The 23,645-nt window shown below is 70.6% G+C and carries 20 protein-coding genes; 18 read left to right on the forward strand and 2 right to left on the reverse strand.

What is annotated here, in order from left to right; genetic code table 11:
- From SS2_RS07275 to nusB, 8 genes are all read left to right on the forward strand, one after another.
- The gene (locus SS2_RS07275; RefSeq protein WP_083941926.1) at positions 1–639 is read left to right on the forward strand and encodes a shikimate kinase; all 639 of its coding nucleotides are present in this window, start codon (positions 1–3) and stop codon (positions 637–639) included.
- Positions 636–1,781, forward strand: coding sequence for a 3-dehydroquinate synthase (aroB, locus tag SS2_RS07280; protein ID WP_245643430.1), 1,146 nt, complete (start codon positions 636–638; stop codon positions 1,779–1,781). The genes SS2_RS07275 and aroB overlap by 4 nt, the downstream gene beginning before the upstream one ends.
- 109 nt (positions 1,782–1,890) lie before the next feature.
- On the forward strand, positions 1,891–2,328 hold the full coding sequence (locus SS2_RS07285; protein ID WP_066462581.1) for a type II 3-dehydroquinate dehydratase: 438 nt from the start codon (positions 1,891–1,893) through the stop codon (positions 2,326–2,328).
- Between the two features lie 330 nt (positions 2,329–2,658).
- On the forward strand, positions 2,659–4,431 hold the full coding sequence (locus tag SS2_RS07290; RefSeq protein ID WP_083941928.1) for an HNH endonuclease signature motif containing protein: 1,773 nt from the start codon (positions 2,659–2,661) through the stop codon (positions 4,429–4,431).
- Between the two features lie 402 nt (positions 4,432–4,833).
- Positions 4,834–5,424, forward strand: coding sequence for a hypothetical protein (locus SS2_RS07295; RefSeq protein WP_369405203.1), 591 nt, complete (start codon positions 4,834–4,836; stop codon positions 5,422–5,424).
- A complete protein-coding gene (locus SS2_RS07300; protein ID WP_066462587.1) occupies positions 5,409–5,864 on the forward strand; it encodes a hypothetical protein in 456 nt (151 codons plus the stop codon). The genes SS2_RS07295 and SS2_RS07300 overlap by 16 nt, the downstream gene beginning before the upstream one ends.
- Positions 5,865–5,984: 120 nt before the next feature.
- Positions 5,985–6,548: an elongation factor P gene (gene efp / locus SS2_RS07305; protein ID WP_066462588.1), complete on the forward strand. Its 564-nt coding sequence runs from the start codon at positions 5,985–5,987 to the stop codon at positions 6,546–6,548.
- 1 nt (position 6,549) lies between these two features.
- A complete protein-coding gene (gene nusB / locus SS2_RS07310) occupies positions 6,550–6,966 on the forward strand; it encodes a transcription antitermination factor NusB (RefSeq protein WP_066462589.1) in 417 nt (138 codons plus the stop codon).
- An 87-nt stretch (positions 6,967–7,053) separates the two neighbouring features.
- Here the strand turns inward: nusB and SS2_RS07315 are convergent, their stop codons facing one another.
- Positions 7,054–9,240, reverse strand: coding sequence for a putative bifunctional diguanylate cyclase/phosphodiesterase (locus SS2_RS07315; RefSeq protein ID WP_066462591.1), 2,187 nt, complete (start codon positions 9,238–9,240; stop codon positions 7,054–7,056).
- 100 nt (positions 9,241–9,340) lie between these two features.
- Between SS2_RS07315 and SS2_RS07320 the strand changes: the two genes are divergently transcribed.
- A complete protein-coding gene (locus SS2_RS07320; protein ID WP_066462770.1) occupies positions 9,341–11,065 on the forward strand; it encodes an AMP-binding protein in 1,725 nt (574 codons plus the stop codon).
- 180 nt (positions 11,066–11,245) lie between these two features.
- Here SS2_RS07320 and SS2_RS07325 read toward each other — a convergent pair whose 3' ends face one another.
- Positions 11,246–13,174, reverse strand: a complete 1,929-nt coding sequence (locus tag SS2_RS07325) for an oxidoreductase (RefSeq protein WP_066462592.1) — start codon at positions 13,172–13,174, stop codon at positions 11,246–11,248.
- A gap of 232 nt (positions 13,175–13,406) precedes the next feature.
- On the opposite strand from SS2_RS07325, the gene pyrR reads away from it, so the two are divergent.
- The 9 genes from pyrR (at position 13,407) to gmk (ending at position 23,633) form a co-directional block, all read left to right on the forward strand.
- Positions 13,407–14,012: a bifunctional pyr operon transcriptional regulator/uracil phosphoribosyltransferase PyrR gene (gene pyrR, locus SS2_RS07330; RefSeq protein ID WP_066462593.1), complete on the forward strand. Its 606-nt coding sequence runs from the start codon at positions 13,407–13,409 to the stop codon at positions 14,010–14,012.
- Positions 14,009–15,040: an aspartate carbamoyltransferase catalytic subunit gene (locus SS2_RS07335; protein ID WP_066462594.1), complete on the forward strand. Its 1,032-nt coding sequence runs from the start codon at positions 14,009–14,011 to the stop codon at positions 15,038–15,040. Before pyrR ends, SS2_RS07335 begins: the two co-directional genes overlap by 4 nt.
- Positions 15,037–16,383, forward strand: a complete 1,347-nt coding sequence (locus tag SS2_RS07340; protein ID WP_066462595.1) for a dihydroorotase — start codon at positions 15,037–15,039, stop codon at positions 16,381–16,383. The genes SS2_RS07335 and SS2_RS07340 overlap by 4 nt, the downstream gene beginning before the upstream one ends.
- Positions 16,380–16,946, forward strand: coding sequence for a PH-like domain-containing protein (locus SS2_RS07345; protein WP_157607231.1), 567 nt, complete (start codon positions 16,380–16,382; stop codon positions 16,944–16,946). The genes SS2_RS07340 and SS2_RS07345 overlap by 4 nt, the downstream gene beginning before the upstream one ends.
- On the forward strand, positions 16,943–18,220 hold the full coding sequence (gene carA, locus SS2_RS07350) for a glutamine-hydrolyzing carbamoyl-phosphate synthase small subunit (RefSeq protein ID WP_066462597.1): 1,278 nt from the start codon (positions 16,943–16,945) through the stop codon (positions 18,218–18,220). Before SS2_RS07345 ends, carA begins: the two co-directional genes overlap by 4 nt.
- Before the next feature lie 3 nt (positions 18,221–18,223).
- A complete protein-coding gene (gene carB, locus SS2_RS07355; RefSeq protein WP_066462599.1) occupies positions 18,224–21,547 on the forward strand; it encodes a carbamoyl-phosphate synthase large subunit in 3,324 nt (1,107 codons plus the stop codon).
- Complete coding sequence (gene pyrF, locus SS2_RS07360; RefSeq protein WP_066462602.1) at positions 21,544–22,452, forward strand: orotidine-5'-phosphate decarboxylase; 909 nt, start codon at positions 21,544–21,546, stop codon at positions 22,450–22,452. Before carB ends, pyrF begins: the two co-directional genes overlap by 4 nt.
- Positions 22,453–22,710: 258 nt before the next feature.
- Entirely contained in the window at positions 22,711–23,022 is a 312-nt protein-coding gene (mihF, locus tag SS2_RS07365) for an integration host factor, actinobacterial type (RefSeq protein WP_066462604.1), read from the forward strand.
- Positions 23,023–23,024: 2 nt separating this feature from the next.
- Positions 23,025–23,633: a guanylate kinase gene (gene gmk / locus SS2_RS07370; protein ID WP_066462606.1), complete on the forward strand. Its 609-nt coding sequence runs from the start codon at positions 23,025–23,027 to the stop codon at positions 23,631–23,633.
- Positions 23,634–23,645 lie beyond the last annotated feature (12 nt).

Here is a 23,645-nt window from a genome sequence, read left to right on the forward strand (position 1 = left end):
ATGACCACCCCGGTTCCTCACCCCCCGCGCTCCACGCCGGCCACTCCGGCGCCGGCTCAGCCCGCGACGGCGGGCGCGAGCAGGCCCGGTCCCCGCGCGGTGCTCATCGGCCCGCCCGGCTCAGGCAAGTCGACTACCGGGCACGCCCTGGCCCACGCCCTGGGCGTGACCTGGCGCGACACCGACGCCGACGTGGAGACCACGGCCGGCAAGGCCATCGCGGAGATCTTCTTCGACGAGGGCGAGCCGCACTTCCGCGCCCTTGAGCGAGAGGCGGTCGCCGCAGCGCTGGCCAGCCACGACGGTGTCCTGGCCCTCGGCGGCGGAGCCGTCCTGGACCCATCGACCGAGGGCGCCCTGGCCGCGTACTCCGCCGCCGGGGGAGTGGTGATCTTCCTCGACGTCTCGCTGGCCCACGTCGCGCCGCGGGTCGGCTTCAACCAGTCCCGCCCGCTCCTGCTCGGCAACCCCCGCGCCAAGTGGCAGGCCCTCATGGAGGCCCGCCGCCCCGTCTACGAGCGGGTGGCCACCGTGCACGTGCACACCGACAACAAGACGTCCTCGCAGGTGGCGCAGGAGATTCTGCACGCGCTCACCGCCGAGGATCCCCACACCACCAGTACCGAGGACCCCGCGTGAGCGACCAGAACGACATCCAGACACCCGCCCGCGTCCGCGTGACCGCCGAGCGCACCTACGACGTCGTCATCGGGCGCCAGCTGCTCGGCGAGCTTCCCGGGCTGCTCGGGACGAGCGTGCGCAAGGTGCTCATCGTGCACACCGAGGCCCTCGAGGCCTCCGCCGCGGCCGTGCGCGAGGACCTCCTCGCCCAGGGCTACGAGGCCCTGCTCGCCGTGATCCCTGACGCCGAGGGCGCCAAGTCCATCGATGTCGTCGCCTTCTGCTGGCAGGTGCTGGGCCAGTCCGACTTCACCCGCTCGGACGCCATCGTCTCCATCGGCGGCGGCGCGACGACCGACGTGGCCGGCTTCATCGCCGCGACCTGGCTGCGCGGCATCCAGGTGGTGCACATCCCGACGACGCTGCTGGCCATGGTCGACGCGGCCGTCGGCGGCAAGACGGGCATCAACACCGCCGAGGGCAAGAACCTCGTCGGCGCCTTCCACAGCCCCAGCGGCGTGCTCTGCGATCTCGTCGCGTTGGAGACGCTGCCCAAGTGGGACTTCGTGGCCGGGCTGGCCGAGATCATCAAGACCGGGTTCATCGCCGACCCGGTCATCCTCGACCTCGTCGAGGAGAACGCGGCCGCGCTGCAGGCCTGGCCCGTGGCCGACGACCACCTGTGGTCGGTCGTGCGCGAGCTCGTCGAGCGGTCCGTCGCGGTCAAGGCCCGCGTGGTCAGCGAAGACCTCAAGGAAGCCTCGCTGCGCGAGATCCTCAACTACGGCCACACCCTCGCCCACGCGATCGAGCAGGTCGAGCGCTACGCCTGGCGGCACGGGGCAGCCGTCTCGGTCGGCATGGTCTTCGCGGCGGAGCTCGCTCGCCTCGCCGGACGTCTCGACGACGACGTGGTGGACCGCCACCGGGCGATCCTCACCTCGGTGGGCCTGCCGGTGACCTACCGCGGGGACCGCTGGGAGCAGCTGCTCTCGGTCATGCGCCGGGACAAGAAGTCCCGTGGTGACCTGCTGCGCTTCGTCGTGCTCGAGGCCGTCGGCAAGCCCGCTCGTCTGGAGGGCCCGGACCCGGCGCTGCTCGCCGCGGCGTACGCGGAGATCAGCGCGGAGGCCCCGACCAGCCGGGTCGTCTCGCTGTAGTCGCCGCCGTCGGGTCTGGCCGCTGGAGCCAGGGCGATCCGCACGGCAGCGTCATCGCGGCGGTGGGCGGGTCGCCGTCGGGCAGGCAGTCTCCAGTAGGCTCACGGCCATGACGCGCGTACTTCTTCTCAACGGACCCAACCTCGGCCGGCTCGGTGTGCGCGAGCCGGAGGTCTACGGCTCGCTGTCCTTCGCCGATCTGGTCACTTCCGGGGCGCAGTGGGGGAGTGAGCTGGGGCTGGACGTGGAGGTCCGCCAGAGCGACGATGAGGCGGAGCTGGTGCACTGGCTGCACGAGGCCGTCGACACGCGCAGCGACGTGGTGCTCAATCCCGCCGCCTTCACGCACTACTCCTACGCGCTGCGCGACGCCGCCGCGCAGGTGACCAAGGGTGGGCTCCGGTTGATCGAGGTGCACATCTCCAACCCGTACGCCCGCGAGGAGTTCCGGCACCTGTCGGTGATCGGGCCGGTCGCGACGGGGACGGTTGCCGGGTTCGGCTTCGACTCCTACCGGCTGGCGCTTTTGGCGCTTGTGCCCGCCTGAGAGAGCATCTCCGCTCGATTAATAGTGTGCCAAGCAGTGGCGCCAGTCGCCGAGGTCGCCACGGACGCTGCCGATAGTTCAATACTGCAGCCTTGATGTGAGGCATTCCAGGCCTGAGCCTTGAGCGTGCTGGGAGTCGGGAGGTCCGCGAGTCCAGTGCGCGGAGGCCGGTGGCCGGTTGACCGCTCAGTCGGGTGGACGGGCCGGACGGCGGCGTCTGCTTGCCGGTACCTCGGCTTGTCAGTGCCTCGGTCTAGGGTCGTATCAGCAGTCAGGTCCAGGCGGTTCGGGCCTGTGGGACTCTTCGACAACGACGTCGGGCGGTGAGGCATGGCAGGCAGCACGCGCAGCGCGGTGGATGTAGGTGGGCTGGCGCTCGTCGGTGCCGTCCCTGCCACCTCGCCTGGTCCTGCTCCTTCTATTACTGGTCCCGGGATCATGCCCGGTGTCCAGCCGCTCTCGGTGCAGTCGCGGGTGCGGTGTGCGCGGATCCTCGAGCTGGACCGGTCGATCGCAGCGTTGACCGCGGAGCGTGCGGCGTTGTTGGTCGCGGAGCGCGACTGCGGGGAGTGGAAGAAGGCCGGCTATCCCTCGTTTGAGGTGTGGCGTGGGCAGGTCTCGGGGGAGGGGCGGCGGGTCGCCCGGTCCCAGCTCACGGTCGCTATGGAACTCGAGGAGTCAGCGGAGGTCGCCGAAGCGGTGGCCAGCGGTGTGGTGACGTTGGTGCACGCGGAGGTGCTGGGGCGGGTCCGAGCGCAGGTGGAGCGCACCAGCGCTGGCCCGCTGACCAGCAGCGACACGCAGGAACTGATGGATCTTGCGGCAGGTCAGGACGCGGATACCTTCGCCAAGCAAGCGGATGTGTGGATGGCGCGCAGGGACTCGGTGGCGCACGATGCCACGCATGAGGAGGCGCGTCGACGCCGGTTCTTGTCGGTCAGTCACACCGCCACCGGCACGCACGTGAAGGGGTTCCTTGACGTTGTGGCCGGGCAGACCCTGCGCATCGCGTTGGAGGCGGCGATGAACCGTCCCGGAGACGACGACGACCGGGACTACGGCCAACGCTGCGCGGACGCCCTCGTCGACGTCGCCGAGCGGGCGGTGAACGGTGGGTCGCTCAAGGGTGGAGCGCTGGTGCGTCCCCACGTCTCGGTCATCATGACCGAGGCCACCTTCGCCCAGGCCAGTCGTGAGCTGCGCCGCCGTGCCGCCCAAGCGGCAGCCGTGCGGCCTGCAACTGCTCGCCCTGGCACAGTGTGTCCTGGCACGGCGCGCCCTGATGTTACGCGCTCGAACGCCGAGAATGTCGATTCCGTGAACGACACCGCGTCGACCACGACGATCACGAGTGCGTCGGCTCTGAGTGCGCCGGAGCCGGTGGACCCGGTGACGTTCGAGGACGGCACCCCGGTCCCGCTCACTGAGGTGGCCCGGATCCTGTGCGACGCCGAGCTCACCCGCATCGTGGTCGACGCCGACGACGTACCCGTCAACCTGGGCCGCACGGTGCGGCTGTACTCCCGCGAGCAGCGTCGAGCGATCATTGCTCGCGACCGCGGGTGCCAGTTCACCGGCTGCACCAAGCCCGCCCGGTGGTGCGAGGTCCATCACATCGACTGGTGGGACCGCGATCAAGGGAACACGTCTGTCGACAACGGCATCCTGCTCTGCAACTTCCACCATCACGAAGTCCACCGCGACAACCTCACCGTCCGACGCCGCCCCGGCGGCAGCCGGGACGTCCAGCTCAGCCGACCGCAAGGCCGAGCCGGACCTTCGCCGGCTTCACCGCCCGGAAAGCCACGAGGCGCGCCGGCGGGTACGCCATCTCGTGCACCAGCAGGTGTGCCGGCAGGTGTTTCAGTTCGTGCACCAGCAGGTGTGTCAGGTATGCCAGCAGACGCGAGAATGGGCAGGGCGCCGCGCACGCTGGCAGGTGAGCGACGCCCACCGCCTCTGGGTGTGCCAGACGCGCCAGTCGGCCGGTCGAGGGATCGCGTGAGCGCAACGGCTCGGGACAGCGCGCCGACTCGGGGGACCGAGCGTGGGGGAGGGCTGCTCTCCAGCACACTCTTCGACGAGCCCGACTGGACGAGCTGACCCCGCTGACCTGACACGCTCACACAGATGTAGACCACACGGTTGCTGACGGATCGCCTGAACCGAACGCCCCTACCGAGGGGCAAGAGCGGGGGGTTGGGCCGAGGGTGGGCGTGGAGGTGGAGGCGAGGAGTGCGGACATGGAGCGGCGTATGGCCAGGCCGATGGGAGGGCCGACACCGATGAAGCCTCTCACGACGGCATCACCAAGTAGGATAAATAGTGTGCCAAGCGGATCGAGTCGATCCGCCGCGACACACAACTCACCGCACCGCGTAAAAACCAAGGCACGACGACGGGAGTCAAGGCTGAAGCATTGATTTACAAGAATCAAGGCCTTAGTCTTGACTTATGTTCGTTCTCACAGTTGACCAGCAGCGGAGCACAACCCGCGGTGACGGGGTGCCTGATCTCCTGCGCCGCATCAACTCCTTGACGCTCCGGCTTCCGGGAGTGCGTCTCCCGCTCGAGCGGACGGTGGGGGACGAGGTGCAGATGGTGCTCACCGAGCCACGGCCCACCCTGATGATCGTGCTGGAGATCCTCCGGGCGGGCGGATGGTGGATCGGGCTAGGCATCGGGTCTGTCAACGAGCCCCTGCCCGAGCACTCCCGTGAGGCGGCAGGCCCCGCCTTCATCCGCGCGCGGGCAGCCGTCGAGCGAGCCAAGAGCAAGTCCGCGTCCGTCCCGGTTGCCGTCGTGGGGGACTCGGCGACCGGCGACGTCGCGTCCGACGCCGAAGCGCTGCTCCGCCTCCTCGGGGCGATCGTGGAGCGCCGCACGGCCCACGGCTGGGAGGTCGTCGACCTGCTACGGCCCGCCGACGGCGGCGGCGAGTCGCCCCCGACCCAGCGCGACGTCGCCCGTATCCTCGGCATCAGCGAGCAGGCCGTCAGCCAGCGGGTACGTACCGCCTTGTGGGCCGAAGAGGTCGCGGCCTGGCCACTCGCGACTCGACTACTCCAGGAGGCAGACGCATGGGACCAGGCGTGACTTTTGCGATCGTCATCGGATCGCTGGTCCTGAGCATCGTCGGCGGCTACTACGTCACCCGCGGCGTCCTCGCCCTCGCGGCGCGCAACACCGCCCGCGAGTCGCTCCCGCCAGCGCCTGCCCCGGATGCGAGCGCGGAGGAGGGGCCGGACGGCCCAGAGGCCGCACCCGTGCCCGACGTCGGCCCCACCAGCCCGCAGGCTGTCGCCGCGCTGCGCGGAGGAACCTGGATCGGCATCCTGGAGCGCCTGGCCATCACCGGCCTGATCCTGGTGGGCTACCCGGGCGGGATTGCGATCCTCGTGGCGATCAAGGGCCTGGGCCGGTACCCCGAGCTGCGTGAGAAGCCTGAGGCCTCCGAGCGGTTCGTCATCGGCACCCTCGCCTCGATGGTCTGGGCGACTGGCCTGGGCGTCCTCGCGCTGTGGCTGATCGGCTGACCGCGACGAAGGATCGGCGGGTTAGAATGAACACCGCTCTCGCGCGGTCCGTCCCTGGCACGTCCCCTTCCGGGTGATCGACGAGCGCTGATCCTTGCAAACTCGACAGGAAGACCGAACGTGGCTACCACTAACGACATCAAGAACGGCACCGTGCTCAAGATCGACGGTCAGCTCTGGACCGTGACTGAGTTCCAGCACGTCAAGCCCGGTAAGGGTGGCGCGTTCGTCCGCACCAAGATGAAGAACGTCACCTCCGGCAAGATCGTTGACCGTACCTTCAACGCGGGCCTGAAGATCGAGACCGCGACCGTCGACAAGTCCGACATGCAGTACCTGTACAAGGACGGCACGGACTACGTTTTCATGGACCTGTCGACGTACGACCAGATCAACATCCCTGAGGTTGCCGTCGGCGACGCGAAGAACTTCCTGCTCGAGAACCAGAACGTCGTCGTGGCGACGAACGAGGGCAACGTCCTCTACATCGAGCTCCCCGCCTCGGTCATCCTGGAGATCACCTACACCGAGCCTGGCCTGCAGGGCGACCGCTCGACCGGTGGCACCAAGCCGGCCACGCTGGAGACCGGCCACGAGATCCAGGTCCCGCTGTTCCTCGAGCAGGGCACCAAGGTCAAGGTCGACACCCGGGACTCGAGCTACCTCGGCCGAGTGAACGACTGACGTGGGAGCCCGTACCAAGGCGCGTAAGCGCGCACTCGACGTTCTCTTCGAAGCGGAGCAGCGTCACCTGGACCCGATCCGCCTGCTCTCCGACCGACTGGTGGAGCCGGGGACCGAGTCTGCGCTGCCGCAGTACTCCATCGACATCGTCGAAGGAGTCCTCGAGCGTCTTGACTGGATCGATGAGCTCCTGGAGACCTACTCCCACGAGTGGTCTCTGGACCGCATGCCTGCCGTCGACCGTGCGCTGCTGCGCATCGGCACGTGGGAGATCCTCTTCAACGAGGACGTGCCCGACGCAGTAGCCATCGACGAGGCCGTCGAGCTGTCCAAGTCGCTGTCGACGGACGACTCGCCGGCGTTCATCAACGGTCTGCTGGGGCGCATCGTCGAGCTCAAGCCGACGATCCTCGCCTAGGCTGACCCGCTGCACCGAGCATCACCCGCACCACCCGGAAGGAGTCGCCCACAGGGCGGCTCCTTCCGTCGTTCCCACCCTGTTCCCTCAGCGGACCGGGAGAGCGGCGGCCGGACGGCCGAGCATGTTCCCCTGGGCACGGCGCACGCCCAGGCTCACCAGGCCCTCGAGCTCGCTCACCCGCTCGATCCCCTCAGCCACGACCTCCAGGTCGTGGGCGCCCGCCAGGGTGACGATGGCGCGCAGCACCGCCAGCCCGGCGGGGCTGGCCATGTCCCGGACGAAGGACTGGTCGATCTTGAGGATGTCGATGGGCAGGGTGGCCAGGCGAGCCAGTGAGTTGTACCCGGTCCCGAAGTCGTCCAGGGCGATCCGCGCTCCACGTCCGCGCAACCGGCCCAGCACGCTCACCGCCTGCTGCTCGTCCTGCAGCAGCGCACCCTCGGTGATCTCCACGGTGAGCAGGGACCAGTCGCGCGTACCCCATGCTGCGGTGAGGTCGCCGATGAGAGACGGCTCGGCGAGCTGGCGGGCAGAGAGGTTGATCGCCACCGGCAGGTCGAAGCGCTCGGTCGCGGCGAAGGCCTTGCGGAAGGTCATGTTGCCGATCGCGACGATCAATCCCGACGTCTCGGCGTAGTCGAGCCACTCCTTGGGCTCGCGCAGCTCACCGCCGAACTCCCACCGTGCCAGCGCCTCCAGGCCCAGGACAGCGAGGGTCACGGTGTCCACGATCGGCTGGAAGTGCACGCAGAACTGCTCCTCCTGGACTGCGGCGTTGATCTCGCGGTGCAACCGGTTCTCCGCGGCTACCTGGTCCTCCAGGCGCTTGTCGAAGAGCATCACGCCGGCCTTGACCCGCTTCGCCTCGAGCATCGCGATGTCCGCGCAGCGGGTGAGAGCCTCGGCGTCGACCGTGTCCGAGGGCACCGTGGCGGTGATGCCCACGCTGATCCGGGGGATGGGGCGGGCCTGGGACGTGCGCTGGAACTCGGTGCGGATCCGGTGGGCCAGGCGCACCAGCTCCTCGTCGTCGCCGGCGCGCTCCACAACGATGATGAACTCGTCGCCGCCGAGCCGGGCGACGAAGGCGTCGTCGCCCACGGTGCGGCGCAGGTGCGCCGCGGCGAGGGCGAGGATCCGGTCTCCCCAGGCATGCCCGTACTGGTCGTTGGCCCGCTTGAACCCGTCCAGGTCGGCGTACAGCAGCGCCACCCGACTGCGTTCGACGCTGCCTCGCTCCAGGGCGCTCACCAGGTGCTCGTCGATCGCGTTGCGGTTGGGCAGGCCGGTGAGCGCGTCGGAGAAGGCGGCCCGGCTGAGACGGTCTGCCAGCGCCTGGCGCTCGGCGGCGGCCGAGACGATGTTCGCCAGGGCGACCAGCAGCTTGCGGTCGCCGGGGTCCGTGCGTACCAGGGGGTAGGGGGACAGGTCGGTGACGAACCGCCCGCGGGACAGGGTGCGGATGGTGCCGCGGATGGTCGGGTCGCCGAGCAGGGCGCGCGCCTCCTCCTCGGCGCGGCGCAGCAGGGCCTGCGGGTCGCGCACGTACCAGGCCAGGTTGCTCACCCGTGCCTGGGCGTCGCGCATCGAGCGCTGCTGCTCGGCGAGGTGCTGGCCGTAGCGGATGCGGCGCAGCGCCAGGATCTCCAGGGCGATGATGAGCGGCACCAGCCACGCGCTGGTGAGGGCGGTGCGCACGGTCTCGCTCGGAGCGAGATAGGAGGCGCCCAGCAGGACCACGCTCAGCGACGCCGCCCCCACAAGTGCCTGGCGGGTGCGCTGGCTCGGCGTGCGCCGCAGGCTCACCGCGAGATAGAGGCCGACGACGGCGGCCGGCACGAGGAAGGAGATTACCCCGCCGGTGGTCTCCAGCGCGGTGGTGCGCGGCTCGGCGCGGGCGGTGACCGCCCCGGCGACGAGCAGCCCGACGTGCACCGCGAAGCCCGCGCTGGCCAGGACCAGGTAGGTCCGGAACGGTGGGCCGTCGGCGTAGGACCGGGCCACCGGCAGCGCGAGGACGAGTGCGACCGCGAGCGCGACGGAGGCCAGCACGGTGAAGGGGTCGTGCCACGAGCTCCCTCGCGAGGCGAGGGCGAGGGCGTCGCAGAAGAAGACGGCCGCGAGCGCCATGGACCAGATGAGGGTCCATCGGGAGTGCTCGTTGGCGGGGTCGTCGCCGCGCCAGACGGTGTGCAGGACGCAGAGCCCGGCGACAAGACCTGCGGCGATGCACTGCGCCATGACGGTCCAGACGGCAACTGTGTCGGCCATGTGACGTTTATCGGCATACCTCGCGGGGACTTGAGGCGGGATCCCTGGGAGCGCGACCTACGTCCTAGTAACTTACGGACCCGTAGGTTAATCTGTGAGCGTGACTTCGCCTTACGCACAGCGCCCGTGGTTGTCCTCCTACGCCCCCGAGGTCTCGCCTGACGTCGTGGTGCCCGACGAGCCGTTAGGCGCAGCTCTGGAACGTGCTGGGCGTGCGTTCCCCGACCGGGTCGCCCTCGACTTCATGGGCCGTACGACGACGTACGCACAGCTGGTCGACGAGGTCGACCGCGCGGCATCGGCGCTGCGGAACCTGGGCGTCAAGGCCGGTGACCGGGTCGCGATCGCGCTGCCCAACTGCCATGCGCACGTCGTGGCGTTCTACGCCGTGCTGCGACTGGGCGCCGTCGTGGTCGAGCACAACCCCACCTACACCGAGTCTGAGCTCGAGCACCAGCTCGCCGACTCCGGCGCCGTGGTCGCCATCTGCTGGGAGAACACAGCCGTCAAGGCTCTGGCGGTCGCCTCCCGCACCGCGCTGCGCACGGTCATCGCAGTGGACATGTCCCGTGACCTGCCTGCGGTCAAGCGCCTCGCGCTGTCCCTGCCGATCAAGAAGGCACGCCAGCTGAAGTCGGCCATGCGCGCGGATGTGCCCGCCGGCACGCTCATGTGGCACACCCTGGTGCGCAGTGCCAGCCCCTTGGCTGACTCCTTCCCCCGCCCCGCCGGGGGAGACCTCGCGCTGCTGCAGTACACCGGCGGCACGACCGGAACCCCCAAGGGCGCCATGCTCACCCACCGCAACCTCGTGGCCAACGCGGTCCAGGGCGCGGAGTGGACCGGAGCGCGGCACAAGGCAGACGCGGGGGAGCCCGGCGAGGTCGTCTACGGCGTGCTGCCGTTCTTCCACGCCTTCGGCCTGACCCTGTGCCTGTCCTACTCCCTAGCGATCGCCGCGACCCTCGTGCTGTTCCCCAAGTTCGACGTCGCCTCGGTGCTGGAGGCTCAGCGCCGGCGACCGGGGACCTTCCTCCCGGCCGTCCCCCCGATGCTGGACCGTCTTGCCGCAGGCGCGACGGCCAAGGGTGCGGACCTGACGTCCTTCCGGTACGCGATCTGCGGAGCCATGCCGTTGCCGGCTGCGACCGCCAAGGCGTGGGAGACCGCGACCGGAGGACTGGCCATCGAGGGCTACGGCATGACCGAGACCTCCCCGGTCGCCCTGGGCAGCCCGCTGTCGGAAGCACGGCGTCCGGGCATGCTCGGCCTGCCGTTCCCCTCGACCGACATCCGCGTCGTGGACCAGGACGACCCCACCAAGGACGTGGCGCCGGGTGAGCGCGGTGAGCTCCTCATCGCCGGCCCGCAGGTCTTCGAGGGCTACTGGCAGCGCCCGGAGGAAACCGCGCAGGCCCTGGTCGTCGCCGACGGCACAACGTGGGTGCGCACCGGTGACGTCGTGGTCATGGACGCCGACGGCTTCGTCGAGGTGGTCGACCGCATCAAGGAGATGATCATCACCGGCGGCTTCAAGGTCTTCCCCTCCCAGGTGGAGGAGTGCCTGCGCCGCATGCCCGGGGTGGCTGACGCCGCCGTCGTCGGGCTGCCCGGGGGAGACCTCGGCGAGAAGGTCGTGGCCGCCCTGGTGCTGGCAGCCGACGCCACGAGCATCGACCTGGACGCGGTGCGGGCCTGGTGCGAGAAGAACATCGCCCGGTACGCCCTGCCCAAGCAGCTCGTCATCCTGCCGGACCTGCCCCGGTCCCAGATCGGCAAGGTCCTGCGCCGCGTGGTCCGCGACCAGGTGATGTCCGCCGGCTGACGCAGTCCTGACCGGATCCCCGGGTCACCGGGGACGCAGACGACGAGGGTGGGCCCGGATACCGGACCCACCCTCGTCGTCGACAGTCAGACCTTACTCAGGCGTGAGTCAGGCGTGAGTCAGGCGTGAGTCAGGCGGCCCGCGCACGAGGCGCGGACCGCCTGCTGATCGTCGAACGGCCTACAGCGCCAGCGCCGCCACGAAGCCGGCGTTGATCGCGTCGCCCGCCTTGCCCGGCGTCGTGCAGTCCCCGACGGCCCGGAAGCCGATACCCGCCTCGGTCAGCGCGGCTGCGAGCGCGGCGTCTGCACGCACCCCGAAGGCGGCCACGACGGTGTCGGTGGCCAGGACCACCTCGCCGTCCGGGCCGGTGGCGTGCACGCCGGCGTCGTCGACGTGGCTGACCGCGTGGGAGGTGAGCACCCGCACCCCGGCCTCGGCGAGGTCGCGCAGGAGCGTGATCCGGTTGATGAGGATCATGTCCCGGGCGAGGTCGTCAGCGAGCTCCACGACGGTCACCTCGTGCCCCTGCGCAGCCAGCTCGAGGGCCGCGTCGCAGCCGGAGAGCCCGCCGCCGGCCACCACGACACGGCGTCCCACCGGGGCGCCCTCGTGGAAGGCCAGCACGTCGATCACCTCGGGACGGTCGATCCCGGTGATCGCGGAGGGAAGGATCGGCACCGAGCCGGTGGCCACGATGACCTCGTCGGCGGCCAGCAGCTCGGGGGAGTCGGGGCTGATCGGGTGCGAGAGGTGGACGGTCACCGGCAGCGCGGCCAGCTGACGCTCCCACCAGGCGATCATGGAGCGCAGCTCTTTCTTGAAGTCCGGCGTCGCCGCGGGCCACAGCACCCCGCCCAGGCGGTCGCTGGCCTCGTAGACGTCCACCCGGTGCCCGCGCAGGCCCGCCACCCGGGCGGCCTCCAGCCCACCCGGGCCGGCGCCGACGACCACCACGTGGCGGGGTCGCTCGCTCAGGGTGATGACCCGCTCCCGCTCCTGACCCACCTGGGGGTTGACCGCGCACCCGAGCGGCAGGGCGTAGAAGGCGTTGCCCACGCACATCGCGTTGCAGCGGATGCACGGGCGGATGTCCTCCCGGCGTCCGGCCGCGAGCTTGTTGACCAGGTCCGGGTCAGCGATGAGACCACGCCCGATGCCGATGAAGTCCGCGTCGCCGTCGGTGAGGATCCGCTCCCCGTCCTCGGGGGTGATGTTGCCGACCGCCATGACCGGGATGCTCAGCACCTCCTTGAGCGCCCGGGCGGCGGGCACCATGCACGCGTCACCGAGGTAGTAGGGCGGGAAGACGTAGTCCATGGCCTCGTAGGAGCCGTCGTCGGCGATCATGAGGTCGAGCCCGGCCTTCTCCAGCTCGACGGCGATGGCCTGGGCCTCGGCCACCCCGCGCCCGCCGGGGAACTTGTGGTCGACGCTGAGGCGGAAGCTCACCGGCAGTCCCGGGGCGTTGGCGTGGACGGCCTCGATGATCTCCACCGCGAAGCGGCAGCGGTTCTCCACCGACCCGCCGTAGGAGTCGGTGCGCCGGTTCCACACGGCGGAGAGGAACTGGTCGATGAGGTACCCGGTGTGCCCGTGGATGTCGATCGCGTCGAAGCCGGCGGCGGCCGCGCGCGCTGCTGCCTCTCCGAAGCGCTGGACGATGAGCGCGATCTCCTGCGTGGTCAGTGGGCGGCAGGTGACCGACGGGTCGGCGAACCACGTGTTGTCCGAGGCAGAGACGGGCGGCTGGCTCGGGGTGAGGGTGTTGATGTTGCGTCCCAGGCCCGCGGTGAGCTGCAGGCCGATGCGCCCGCCCACCGCGTGCACCGCGGCGGTGAGCCGAGCGAGGTCGGGGACGTGGGCGTCGGTGTCGATCCGGCCGAGGCCGTGCGCGAGCTGCTCCACGTCCTGCTGCACCGCGGTGATGCCCGTGAGCACCAGACCGGTCCCACCGCGTGCCCGCTCGACGTAGTAGGCGATCTCGCGGTCGGTGGACCGCCCGTCCTCGGTGCACATCTCGGTGCCCATGGGCGCCATGATGATCCGGTTGGGCAGGGCGAGGGAGCCCAGGGTCGTAGGGCGCAGCAGGGTGTCGTACGTGGTCATGGTTCCTCCAGAGGGGGGGTGAGGTACGTCTCATCTGATCACTGAAACCGTGTTCACCCCTGGGCTGATGGTCCCGGTCCACCCACCGTTCGCCCTGCTGGGAGCCGTAGGAGGGCCGCCGTCCCCGTCCGTGGACACCGATCAGGGCGCCTCCTCGCAGGAGGTAAGATCGAGCCATCCTGCTTGCCATCCTTTAAGAGCCGTCCAGAGAGGCGGAGAAGGAGGTCGCCAGATGACATCTGGCCCTGTGACGCCCGCATCCGGTCCCAACATGCCCCCCGAGTCGACCGAGGTCCTCGGAGCTGCGGAGATCTCCCGTGCGCTGACCCGCATCGCGCACGAGATCCTCGAGCGCAACAAGGGCGGCGCCGACGTCGTCCTGCTCGGCATCCCCACCCGCGGTGTGCCGCTCGCCCGTCGCCTCGCCGAACGCCTCGCCGAGGTCGAGCCCGGCCTGGACGTGTCCGCCCTCGTCGGCACCCTCGACGTGACGATGCACCGCGACGACCTGCACCGCCAGCCGCCCCGCCTCATCGGCTCGACCGAGCTGCCCGACGGCGGCATCGACGGCCGCGTCGTCGTGCTCGTCGACGACGTGCTCTTCTCCGGACGGACCATCCGCGCCGCCCTGGACGCCCTGAGCGACATCGGCCGCCCCCGCGCGGTCCAGCTCGCCGCGCTCGTCGACCGAGGCCACCGCGAGCTGCCCATCCGCCCCGACTATGTCGGCAAGAACCTCCCCACCTCCCTGAGCGAACGGGTCCAGGTCCGCCTCGTCGAGATCGACGGTGACGACGCGGTCCTCATCTCCCAGCCCGCCGGGGAGGCCCACGCATGAAGCATCTGCTCAGCACGAAGGACCTCTCGCGCGCCGACGCGATCCGGATCCTCGACACCGCCGCGCAGATGGCCGCCACCCAGTCCCGGGAGATCAAGAAGCTCCCCACGCTGCGCGGACGCACCGTGGTCAACCTCTTCTTCGAAGACTCCACCCGCACCCGGATCTCCTTCGAGACCGCCGCCAAGCGACTCTCGGCCGACGTCATCAACTTCTCCGCCAAGGGCTCGAGCGTGTCCAAGGGGGAGTCCCTCAAGGACACCGCCCTCACCCTGCAGGCCATGGGAGCCGACGCGGTCGTCATCCGCCACCAGTCCTCCGGCGCCCCGCACACCCTGGCCGCCTCCGGCTGGGTGGACTCCTCGGTCATCAACGCCGGCGACGGGATGCACCAGCACCCCACCCAGGCGCTGCTCGACGCGTACACCCTGCGCCGCCACCTCTCCGGAGAGCGCCGCGACGCCCGTGACCCCGCTGCTCAGCCGCTGCCCGGCGCCGGTATCGGGGGAGACCTCGCAGGCCTCAAGGTCGCCATCGTGGGAGACGTGCTGCACTCCCGCGTCGCCCGCTCCAACGTCCACCTGCTGCACACCCTGGGCGCGGAGGTCACCCTCGTCGCACCGCCGACCCTCGTCCCGGTCGGCGTGGACGCCTGGCCCTGCCAGGTGTCCTACAACCTCGACGAGGTGCTCACCGACCTGCAGCCCGACGCCGTCATGATGCTCCGCGTGCAGCGCGAGCGGATGTCCAGCGCCGGTGGCGGGTTCTTCCCCAGCCCGCTGGAGTACACCCGCAACTACGGCCTGGACCCGCGCCGCCTGGCGCGCCTGTCCGACCACACCATCGTCATGCACCCCGGCCCGATGAACCGCGGCCTGGAGATCTCCGCCGAGGCCGCCGACTCCCCGCGCGCGGTCATCGTCGAGCAGGTCGCCAACGGCGTCGCTGTGCGCATGGCAGTCCTCTACCTCCTGCTCGCAGGAGACATGTCGAACGAAGTCTCATCACAGAAGGCAGGCCAGTCATGACCGCGGCTCCCACCCAGGACCGGTACCTCCTGCGCGACGTCGCCCCCCTGGGTGGTGACCGCGTGGACATGCTCCTCGCCGACGGCGTCATCGCCGCGATCGAACCCGCCGGCACCCTGACCGCCGACGACTCCACCGTCGTCATCGAGGCCGGCGCGCTCATCGCCCTGCCGGGCCTCGTCGACCTGCACACCCACCTGCGCGAGCCCGGCCGCGAAGACGCCGAGACCATCCACTCCGGCACCCGTGCCGCCGCCGCGGGCGGCTTCACCGCGGTGCACGCCATGGCCAACACCACCCCGGTGCAGGACACCGCGGGCGTCGTGGAGCAGGTCTGGCGCATCGGCACCGAGGCCGGCTGGGTCGACGTGCACCCCGTCGGCGCCGTGAGCGTCGGGCTGGACGGCACCCACCTCGCCGAGCTCAGCGCGATGGCCGACTCCGCCGCCCAGGTCCGCGTCTTCTCCGACGACGGCAAGTGCGTCTGGGACCCGGTCCTCATGCGCCGCGCCCTGGAGTACGTCAAGGCTTTCGACGGAGTCATCGCCCAGCACGCCCAGGAGCCGCGCCTGACCGAGGGCGCCCAGATGAACGAGGGCGTCGTCTCCGCCGAGATCGGCCTGGCCGGCTGGCCGGCCGTCGCCGAAGAGGCGATCATCGCCCGCGACGTCCTGCTCGCCGAGCACGTCGGCTCCCGCCTGCACGTGTGCCACCTGTCCACCGCCGGGTCGGTCGACCTCATCCGCTGGGCCAAGGCCCGCGGGATCAACGTCACCGCCGAGGTCACCCCGCACCACCTCGTCCTCACCGACGAGCTGGCCCGCGGCTACGACCCGCTGTTCAAGGTCAACCCCCCGCTGCGCACCGCGGCCGACGTCGAGGCGGTCCGCGAAGGCCTGGCTGACGGCACCATCGACATCGTCGCCACCGACCACGCCCCGCACACCCGCGAGGACAAGGACTGCGAGTGGTCCGCGGCCGCCTTCGGGATGACCGGCCTGGAGACCGCGCTCAGCGTGGTCCAGCAGACCATGGTCGACACCGGTCGCATGACCTGGGCCGACGTCGCCCGGGTGCTGTCCACCGCGCCGGCCCGGATCGGCCGGATCACCGACGGGCCGCGCCCGCAGGGACGCCCGCTGGAGGTCGGCGAACCGGCCAACGTCGTGCTCGTCGACCCGGCCGCCACCCGCCTGGTCGTGCCCACCGAGCAGGCCACCGCCAGCGCCAACTCGCCCTTCGGCGGCCAGGAGCTGCCCGGGCAGGTCGTGGCGACCTTCCTGCGCGGGCGCGCCACCGTGCTCGACGCCCGCCCCGTCGAGCGGGCGGGGACCCTCGCATGAACCTCCCCATGCCGGTCGCGGTCGGCCTCATGCTCGCCGTCGGCGCGCTGATCCTGTGGGGGATGTGGCGCGGCTGGCGCGGCCTGGCCCGCCGCAGCGAGCCCCGCGTCGGCGCCCTGCCCACCCTGCCCGACGCCGCAGCGCTCGGCCAGGCGCGCACCGCGCCGATCGAAGGCACCTACGTCTCCACCACCGGTGCGGGCGACTGGCTCGACCGGGTGGGCGCCGGTGACCTCGGGTTCCGTGCCCGCGCCGTCGTGCAGGTCCACGACGCCGGCGTGCAGATCGCCCGCGCCGGTGCCACGGACCTGTTCATCCCGGTCAGCGCGCTCGACGGCGCGCGGCTGACCTCCGGCATCGCCGGAAAGTACGTCGGCGGGAAGGGCATCGTCGTCCTTCGATGGACCACCCTCGCCGCGGACGGCACCCCCACCGCCCTGGACACCGGGATCCGCACCCTGCACGCCGCGGACCGATCCACCCTCATCGATGCGGTCACCGCCCTCGTGGCCACCCCGCCCCCGCTTCCCCCTGACTCGCACAACCTGAAGGAGTCCGAGTGACTACGCACCTGCACGCGACCAAGACCCCCGGCGAGGCGGTCTCCGACGCCGCGCTGCTCGTTCTCGAGGACGGCCGCACCTTCGCCGGACGTGCCTACGGCGCGACCGGCACCACGACCGCAGAGATCGTCTTCAACACCGGTATGAGCGGCTACCAGGAGACCCTGACGGACCCCTCCTACCACCGCCAGATCGTGGTCATGACGGCTCCGCACATCGGCAACACCGGTGTCAACCACGACGACCCGGAGTCGGTGAAGATCTGGGTCGCCGGCTTCGTCGTGCGCGACCCTGCCCGCCGCCCGTCCAGCTGGCGCTCGGAGGGGACCCTCGACGACGAGCTCGTCCGCCAGGGCATCGTGGGGATCTCCGAGGTCGACACCCGCGCCCTCACCCGCCACCTGCGCGAGGCCGGCGTCATGCGCGCCGGGATCTTCTCCGGCGACGCGCTGCTCGACGGCGGCTACCCGCGCTCGATCGACTCCTTCGTCGCTGAGGTCCGCGCCACCGCCTCCATGGCCGGCGCCAACCTCGTCGCCGAGGTGAGCACCCCCACCGCCTACGTCGTGGAGCCGCTGGGCGAGTTCGCCGGCAAGGAGCCGATCAAGACCGTCGTCGCGGTGGACCTGGGCATCAAGTCCATGACCCCCCAGCGTCTGGCCGAGCGCGGCATGCGCGTGCACGTGGTGCCGCACTCGGTGACCATCGAGGACATCCTCGCCCTCAACCCCGACGGCGTCTTCTTCTCCAACGGCCCCGGTGACCCCAGCGCCGCCACGCACGAGGTGGCCCTGCTCCGCGAGGTGCTCGACCGCGGTCTGCCGTACTTCGGCATCTGCTTCGGCAACCAGATCCTCGGTCGCGCGCTGGGCTTCGGCACCTACAAGCTCGCCTACGGCCACCGCGGCATCAACCAGCCCGTCATGGACCTGGCCACCCGCAAGGTGGAGATCACCTCCCAGAACCACGGCTTCGCCGTCGACGCCCCGATCGGGGAAGAGGCGCCGGCACCGCACGGCGAGGGCCGCTACGGCCGCGTCGTCGTCTCGCACATCGGCCTCAACGACAACGTCGTGGAAGGCCTGGAGTGCCTGGACATCCCAGCCTTCTCCGTCCAGTACCACCCCGAGGCGGCCGCCGGCCCGCACGACGCCGCATACCTCTTCGACCGCTTCCTCGACCTCATGACGTCCGGTGCCCCGTCGGCGGAAGGCCTCTCGGCCGCGACCGCGTCCACCGAGCCCGCCTCCGACTCGCTCTCCAAGGAGAACTGACCAGTGCCTCGCAGAACAGACATCAACTCCGTCCTGGTCATCGGCTCCGGCCCGATCGTCATCGGCCAGGCGTGCGAGTTCGACTACTCCGGTACGCAGGCCTGCCGCGTGCTCAAGGAGGAGGGCATCCGTGTCATCCTCGTCAACTCCAACCCGGCCACGATCATGACCGACCCGGAGTTCGCCGACGCCACGTACATCGAGCCGATCACCACCGAGGTGCTCACCTCGATCATCGCCAAGGAGCGTCCCGACGCCGTCCTGGCGACCCTGGGCGGGCAGACCGCGCTCAACGCGGCGATCGCCCTGGACGAGGCCGGCGTGCTGGCCGAGTACGGCGTCGAGCTCATCGGGGCGAACATCGCCGCGATCCAGAAGGGCGAGGACCGCCTGCAGTTCAAGGAGGTCGTGGAGAAGTGCGGCGGCGAGTCCGCCCGCTCGGTCATCATCCACGCGATCGACGAGGCCGTCGCGGCCGCCGAGGACCTCGGCTACCCGATGGTCGTGCGCCCCTCCTTCACGATGGGCGGGCTCGGCTCGGGCATCGCCTACGACGAGGAGCAGCTGCGCCGGATCGTCGGGCAGGGCCTGCACTACTCACCCACGACCGAGGTGCTCCTGGAGGAGTCCATCCTCGGCTGGAAGGAGTACGAGCTCGAGCTCATGCGCGACAAGGCTGACAACGTCGTGGTCATCTGCTCGATCGAGAACGTCGACCCGGTCGGCGTGCACACCGGCGACTCCGTCACCGTGGCGCCTGCCCTGACGCTCACCGACCGCGAGTACCAGAACCTGCGTGACATCGGCATCGCGGTCATCCGCGAGGTCGGCGTGGACACCGGCGGCTGCAACATCCAGTACGCCGTGCACCCCGAGACCGGGCGCGTCGTGGTCATCGAGATGAACCCCCGCGTCTCGCGCTCCTCGGCGCTGGCCTCCAAGGCCACCGGCTTCCCGATCGCCAAGATCGCCGCCAAGCTGGCCGTCGGGTACACCCTCGACGAGATCCCCAACGACATCACTGGCTCCACCCCGGCCTCCTTCGAGCCTTCGCTCGACTACGTCGTGGTCAAGGTGCCCCGCTTCGCCTTCGAGAAGTTCCCGGCCGCGGACGACACGCTCACCACGACCATGAAGTCGGTCGGCGAGGCCATGTCCATGGGCCGCAACTTCACCGAGGCCCTCGGCAAGGCGCTGCGCTCGATCGACAAGTCCGGCGCGACCTTCCACTGGGACGGCGAGGCGCCCTCCGGCGCCGCCCTCGAGGAGCTGCTCACCACGATCGCCCGCCCCACCGAGAGTCGCCTGGTCCAGACCCAGCAGGCGCTGCGCGGGGGAGCGACCGTCGAGCAGGTCTTCGAGGCCACGAAGATCGACCCGTGGTACCTCGACCAGATCCAGCTCATCAACGAGATCGCCGCCGAGGTCGCCGCGGCGCCCGCGCTCACCAAGGACGTCCTGGCCCGCGCCAAGCGGCACGGCCTGTCCGACGCCCAGATCGCCTCGCTGCGGGGCATCGGCGGCACCCGGGCAGCGGGGGAGGCCACGGTCCGCGAGGTCCGCCGCGCCCTCGGCGTGCGCCCGGTCTTCAAGACGGTGGACACCTGCGCCGCGGAGTTCAAGGCCGAGACGCCGTACTACTACTCGACCTACGACTCCGAGACCGAGGTCCGTCCGCGCGAGCGCGAGGCCGTCCTCATCCTCGGCTCCGGCCCCAACCGCATCGGTCAGGGCATCGAGTTCGACTACTCCTGCGTGCACGCGGCGCTGGCGCTCAAGGGCGACTACGAGACCGTCATGGTCAACTGCAACCCCGAGACCGTCTCGACCGACTACGACACCGCGGACCGCCTGTACTTCGAGCCGCTGACCTTCGAGGACGTCCTCGAGGTCTACGAGGCCGAGCTCGCCGCCGGTCCGGTCAAGGGCATCATCGTCCAGCTCGGCGGACAGACCCCGCTGAGCCTGGCCCAGCGCCTGTCCGACGCCGGTCTGCCGATCCTGGGTACCTCGCCCGAGGCGATCGACGCCGCCGAGGACCGCGCGGCCTTCGGCCGGGTGCTCGCCGAGGCGGGCCTGCCCGCACCGGCCTTCGGCACCGCGACGACCCTCGCCGCGGCCGTCGAGATCGCCGCCGGCATCGGCTACCCGGTCCTGGTGCGCCCGTCCTACGTGCTCGGTGGGCGCGGTATGGAGATCGTCTACTCCGAGGAGCAGCTCACCGGCTACGTCGAGCGTGCCCTCGGTGAGGTCGCCCGCTCCGGCGGTCACCTCGCCCCGATCCTCATCGACCGGTTCCTCGACGACGCGATGGAGATCGACGTCGACGCCCTCTACGACGGCGAGGAGATGTTCCTCGGTGGCGTCATGGAGCACATCGAAGAGGCCGGCATCCACTCCGGCGACTCCGCCTGCGTGCTGCCGCCGGTGTCCCTGTCCGAGGCCGAGATCGAGCGGATCCGCCGCTCGACCGAGGCCATCGCCAAGGGCGTGGGCGTGCGCGGCCTGCTCAACGTCCAGTACGCGCTCGTCTCCGACGTGCTCTACGTCCTGGAGGCCAACCCGCGCGCCTCGCGCACGGTGCCCTTCGTCTCCAAGGCCACCGGCGTGTCCCTGGCCAAGGCGGCGTCCCTGGTCATGGTCGGCCACTCCATCGCCGACCTGCGCGCCAGCGGCGTGCTCCCGCTGACCGGCGACGGCGGCACCCTCGACCTCGACGCACCCATCGCGGTCAAGGAAGCCGTCCTGCCCTTCAAGCGCTTCCGCACCACCGAGGGCGTGGCCGTGGACACCGTCCTGGGCCCGGAGATGCGCTCGACCGGTGAGGTGATGGGCTTCGACGAGGACTTCCCGACCGCCTTCGCCAAGTCCCAGGCCGCAGCCTTCGGCGGGCTGCCCACCTCCGGCTCGGTGTTCATCTCCGTGGCGGACCGGGACAAGCGCGCGATCGTCTTCCCGGTCAAGCGCCTCACCGAGCTCGGCTTCGAGATCCTCGCCACCGCGGGCACCGCGAACGTGCTGCGCCGCAACGGCATCCCGTCCACGGTGGTGCGCAAGCACTCCGAGGGGCGTGGGGCCAACGGCGAGCCGACGATCGTCGACCTCATCACCGCGGGTTCGGTCGACATGGTCGTCAACACCCCCTCCGGCCAGGGCGCCCGCGCCGACGGCTACGAGATCCGGGCAGCCACGACCGCGGCGGACAAGCCGATCGTCACCACGGTCGCCCAGCTGGGTGCCGCGGTGCAGGGCATCGAGGTCATCCGGGACCGTCCGTTCACGGTCCGCAGCCTGCAGGAGTACGTCAAGGTCGAGGTGCGCCCGTGACGTCCTCGCTCCCGTCCGCCGCCACGGCGGCCCGGCCCGCTCCCTTCGGGGAGCGGCTCGCGGCCGCCATGGCGGCCCACGGTCCGCTGTGCGCGGGCATCGACCCGCACCCCGGTCTGCTCACCGCCTGGGGCCTGTCTGACGACGTCGAGGGGCTGCGGTCCTTCGCGCTGACGGTCGTCGACGCCCTCGGCGGGCGGGTCGCGGCGCTCAAGCCGCAGTCCGCGCTGTTCGAGCGGCACGGCTCGGCCGGCGTCGCGGTCCTCGAAGAGGTCATCGCGGCGGCGCGCGCAGCGGGCACGCTGACCATCGTCGACGCCAAGCGCGGAGACATCGGTTCCACCATGGCCGGCTACGCCCAGGCGTACCTGCAGGAGGGCTCACCCCTCGCCGGAGACGCCCTGACCGTCTCGCCGTACCTGGGTTTCGGCTCGCTGCAGCCGGCCATCGACCTGGCAGCGGCGAACGGTCGCGGCCTGTTCGCCCTGTGCCTGACCTCCAACCCCGAGGGCGCGCAGGTCCAGCACGCCCGCACGGAGTCGGGGGAGAGCGTGGCTGCGCTCATCGCCCGGGAGGCCGCGGCGGCCAACGCCGCCGAGCTCTCCGCCCAGGGGCTGACGGCCGGTGGCCTGGGGTCCCTCGGGCTCGTGGTCGGTGCCACCATCGGCGACGCCGCCCGGACCACCGGGGTCGACCTCGCCGCGGTGCGCGGTCCGCTGCTGGCCCCCGGTGTGGGTGCGCAGGGGGCCGGGCCGGCCGAGCTGGCCGAGGTCTTCGGGGACGCTCGCGAGCAGGTTCTTGCCTCGTCCTCACGCGGCGTCCTCGGTGCGGGACCGGACGTGCGGGCTCTGCTGGCCGCTGCGCGCCGGGCCGCGGACGACGCCGCCCAGGCGCTGCGCGCCTGACTCCGCGCCGTGCATCGGCGCAGGTCACCGACCTGTGCCGAGGTCACAGCGGCTCCGCGTGCGACCACCCGCAGACCATCAGCGGGTGGCCGCGCGCGGTGCGCGCGAGACGCTGCCGAGCTCACAACGGGCGACCTCATCAGTTGTGAGTGATCATGCAGGTGACGGCATGTGAAGGTCTGTTGTTCACGTTGCCGACGCTGGTGATCATGGATAGTTTCGCAGTACGTTTCCGCGCGTTAGAAGAAGGTGACCGGTGTGCCTCTACCTGAGCTAACCCCAGAACAGCGTTCCGCCGCGCTTGAGAAGGCCGCCGCTGCCCGGCGCGCACGTGCGGAGGTCAAGAACCGACTGAAGTATTCTTCAGGTGTCCTCTCGGAAGTGATCGAGCAGGGTCGCACCGACGACGTCATCGGTAAACTCAAAGTACTCTCGCTGCTCGAGTCCTTGCCCGGCATCGGCAAGGTCAAGGCACGCGCGATCATGGCTGAGGTGGGCATCGCCGAGAGCCGTCGCGTGAGGGGCCTGGGACCGCACCAGGCCGCAGCGCTCATCGAAAGGTTCGGCTGATCATCTCTGCTACGCCCGCACGGTCTTCTTCCCCCCGCCTGACGGTCCTTGCCGGACCCACGGCGGTGGGGAAGGGGACCGTCTCTGCTGATATCCGTGCCCGCTACCCCGACGTCTGGTTGTCCGTCTCGGCGACCACGCGCGACCCTCGCCCCGGCGAGGTGGACGGTGTGCACTACCTGTTCGTCGGCCCCACCCGCTTCGCCGAGATGATCGAGCGGGGGGAGCTCCTGGAGTGGGCCGTGGTGCACGGCCAGAACAGCTACGGCACCCCACGCGGCCCCGTCGAGGAGAAGCTCGCCGCAGGCGTGCCCACACTGCTCGAGATCGACCTGCAGGGCGCCCGTCAGGTGCGCAAGTCCATGCCCGATGCGCGGTTCGTCTTCCTCGCCCCGCCGAGCTGGGAAGAGCTCGAGCGCCGTCTCGTCGGCCGCGGCACCGAGGGCCCCGAAGAGCGTGAACGACGCCTGGCGACGGCCCGCGTCGAGATGGCTGCCGCCTCCGAGTTCGACCACGTGATCGTCAACGACGACGTCCAGCGCGCCGCCGACGAGCTCATGTCTGTCATGGGCGTGCCGGTCGCGGCCGAGCACAGCCGCTCGACGCAGTAGACTGGTCTATTG

Source organism: Sanguibacter suarezii NBRC 16159 (assembly GCF_001552735.1).
GTDB lineage: Bacteria > Actinomycetota > Actinomycetes > Actinomycetales > Cellulomonadaceae > Sanguibacter > Sanguibacter suarezii.

What these genes read in the sequence shown, in the direction of transcription:
- SS2_RS07275 (WP_083941926.1), top strand. Translation starts at nt 1, where the DNA reads ATGACCACCCCGGTTCCTCACCCCCCGCGCTCCACGCCGGCCACTCCG.
- SS2_RS07285 (WP_066462581.1), top strand. Translation starts at nt 1,891, where the DNA reads ATGACGCGCGTACTTCTTCTCAACGGACCCAACCTCGGCCGGCTCGGT.
- SS2_RS07290 (WP_083941928.1), top strand. Translation starts at nt 2,659, where the DNA reads ATGGCAGGCAGCACGCGCAGCGCGGTGGATGTAGGTGGGCTGGCGCTC.
- SS2_RS07300 (WP_066462587.1), top strand. Translation starts at nt 5,409, where the DNA reads ATGGGACCAGGCGTGACTTTTGCGATCGTCATCGGATCGCTGGTCCTG.
- SS2_RS07315 (WP_066462591.1), bottom strand. Translation starts at nt 9,240, where the DNA reads ATGGCCGACACAGTTGCCGTCTGGACCGTCATGGCGCAGTGCATCGCC.
- SS2_RS07325 (WP_066462592.1), bottom strand. Translation starts at nt 13,174, where the DNA reads ATGACCACGTACGACACCCTGCTGCGCCCTACGACCCTGGGCTCCCTC.
- pyrR (WP_066462593.1), top strand. Translation starts at nt 13,407, where the DNA reads ATGACATCTGGCCCTGTGACGCCCGCATCCGGTCCCAACATGCCCCCC.
- SS2_RS07335 (WP_066462594.1), top strand. Translation starts at nt 14,009, where the DNA reads ATGAAGCATCTGCTCAGCACGAAGGACCTCTCGCGCGCCGACGCGATC.
- SS2_RS07340 (WP_066462595.1), top strand. Translation starts at nt 15,037, where the DNA reads ATGACCGCGGCTCCCACCCAGGACCGGTACCTCCTGCGCGACGTCGCC.
- SS2_RS07345 (WP_157607231.1), top strand. Translation starts at nt 16,380, where the DNA reads ATGAACCTCCCCATGCCGGTCGCGGTCGGCCTCATGCTCGCCGTCGGC.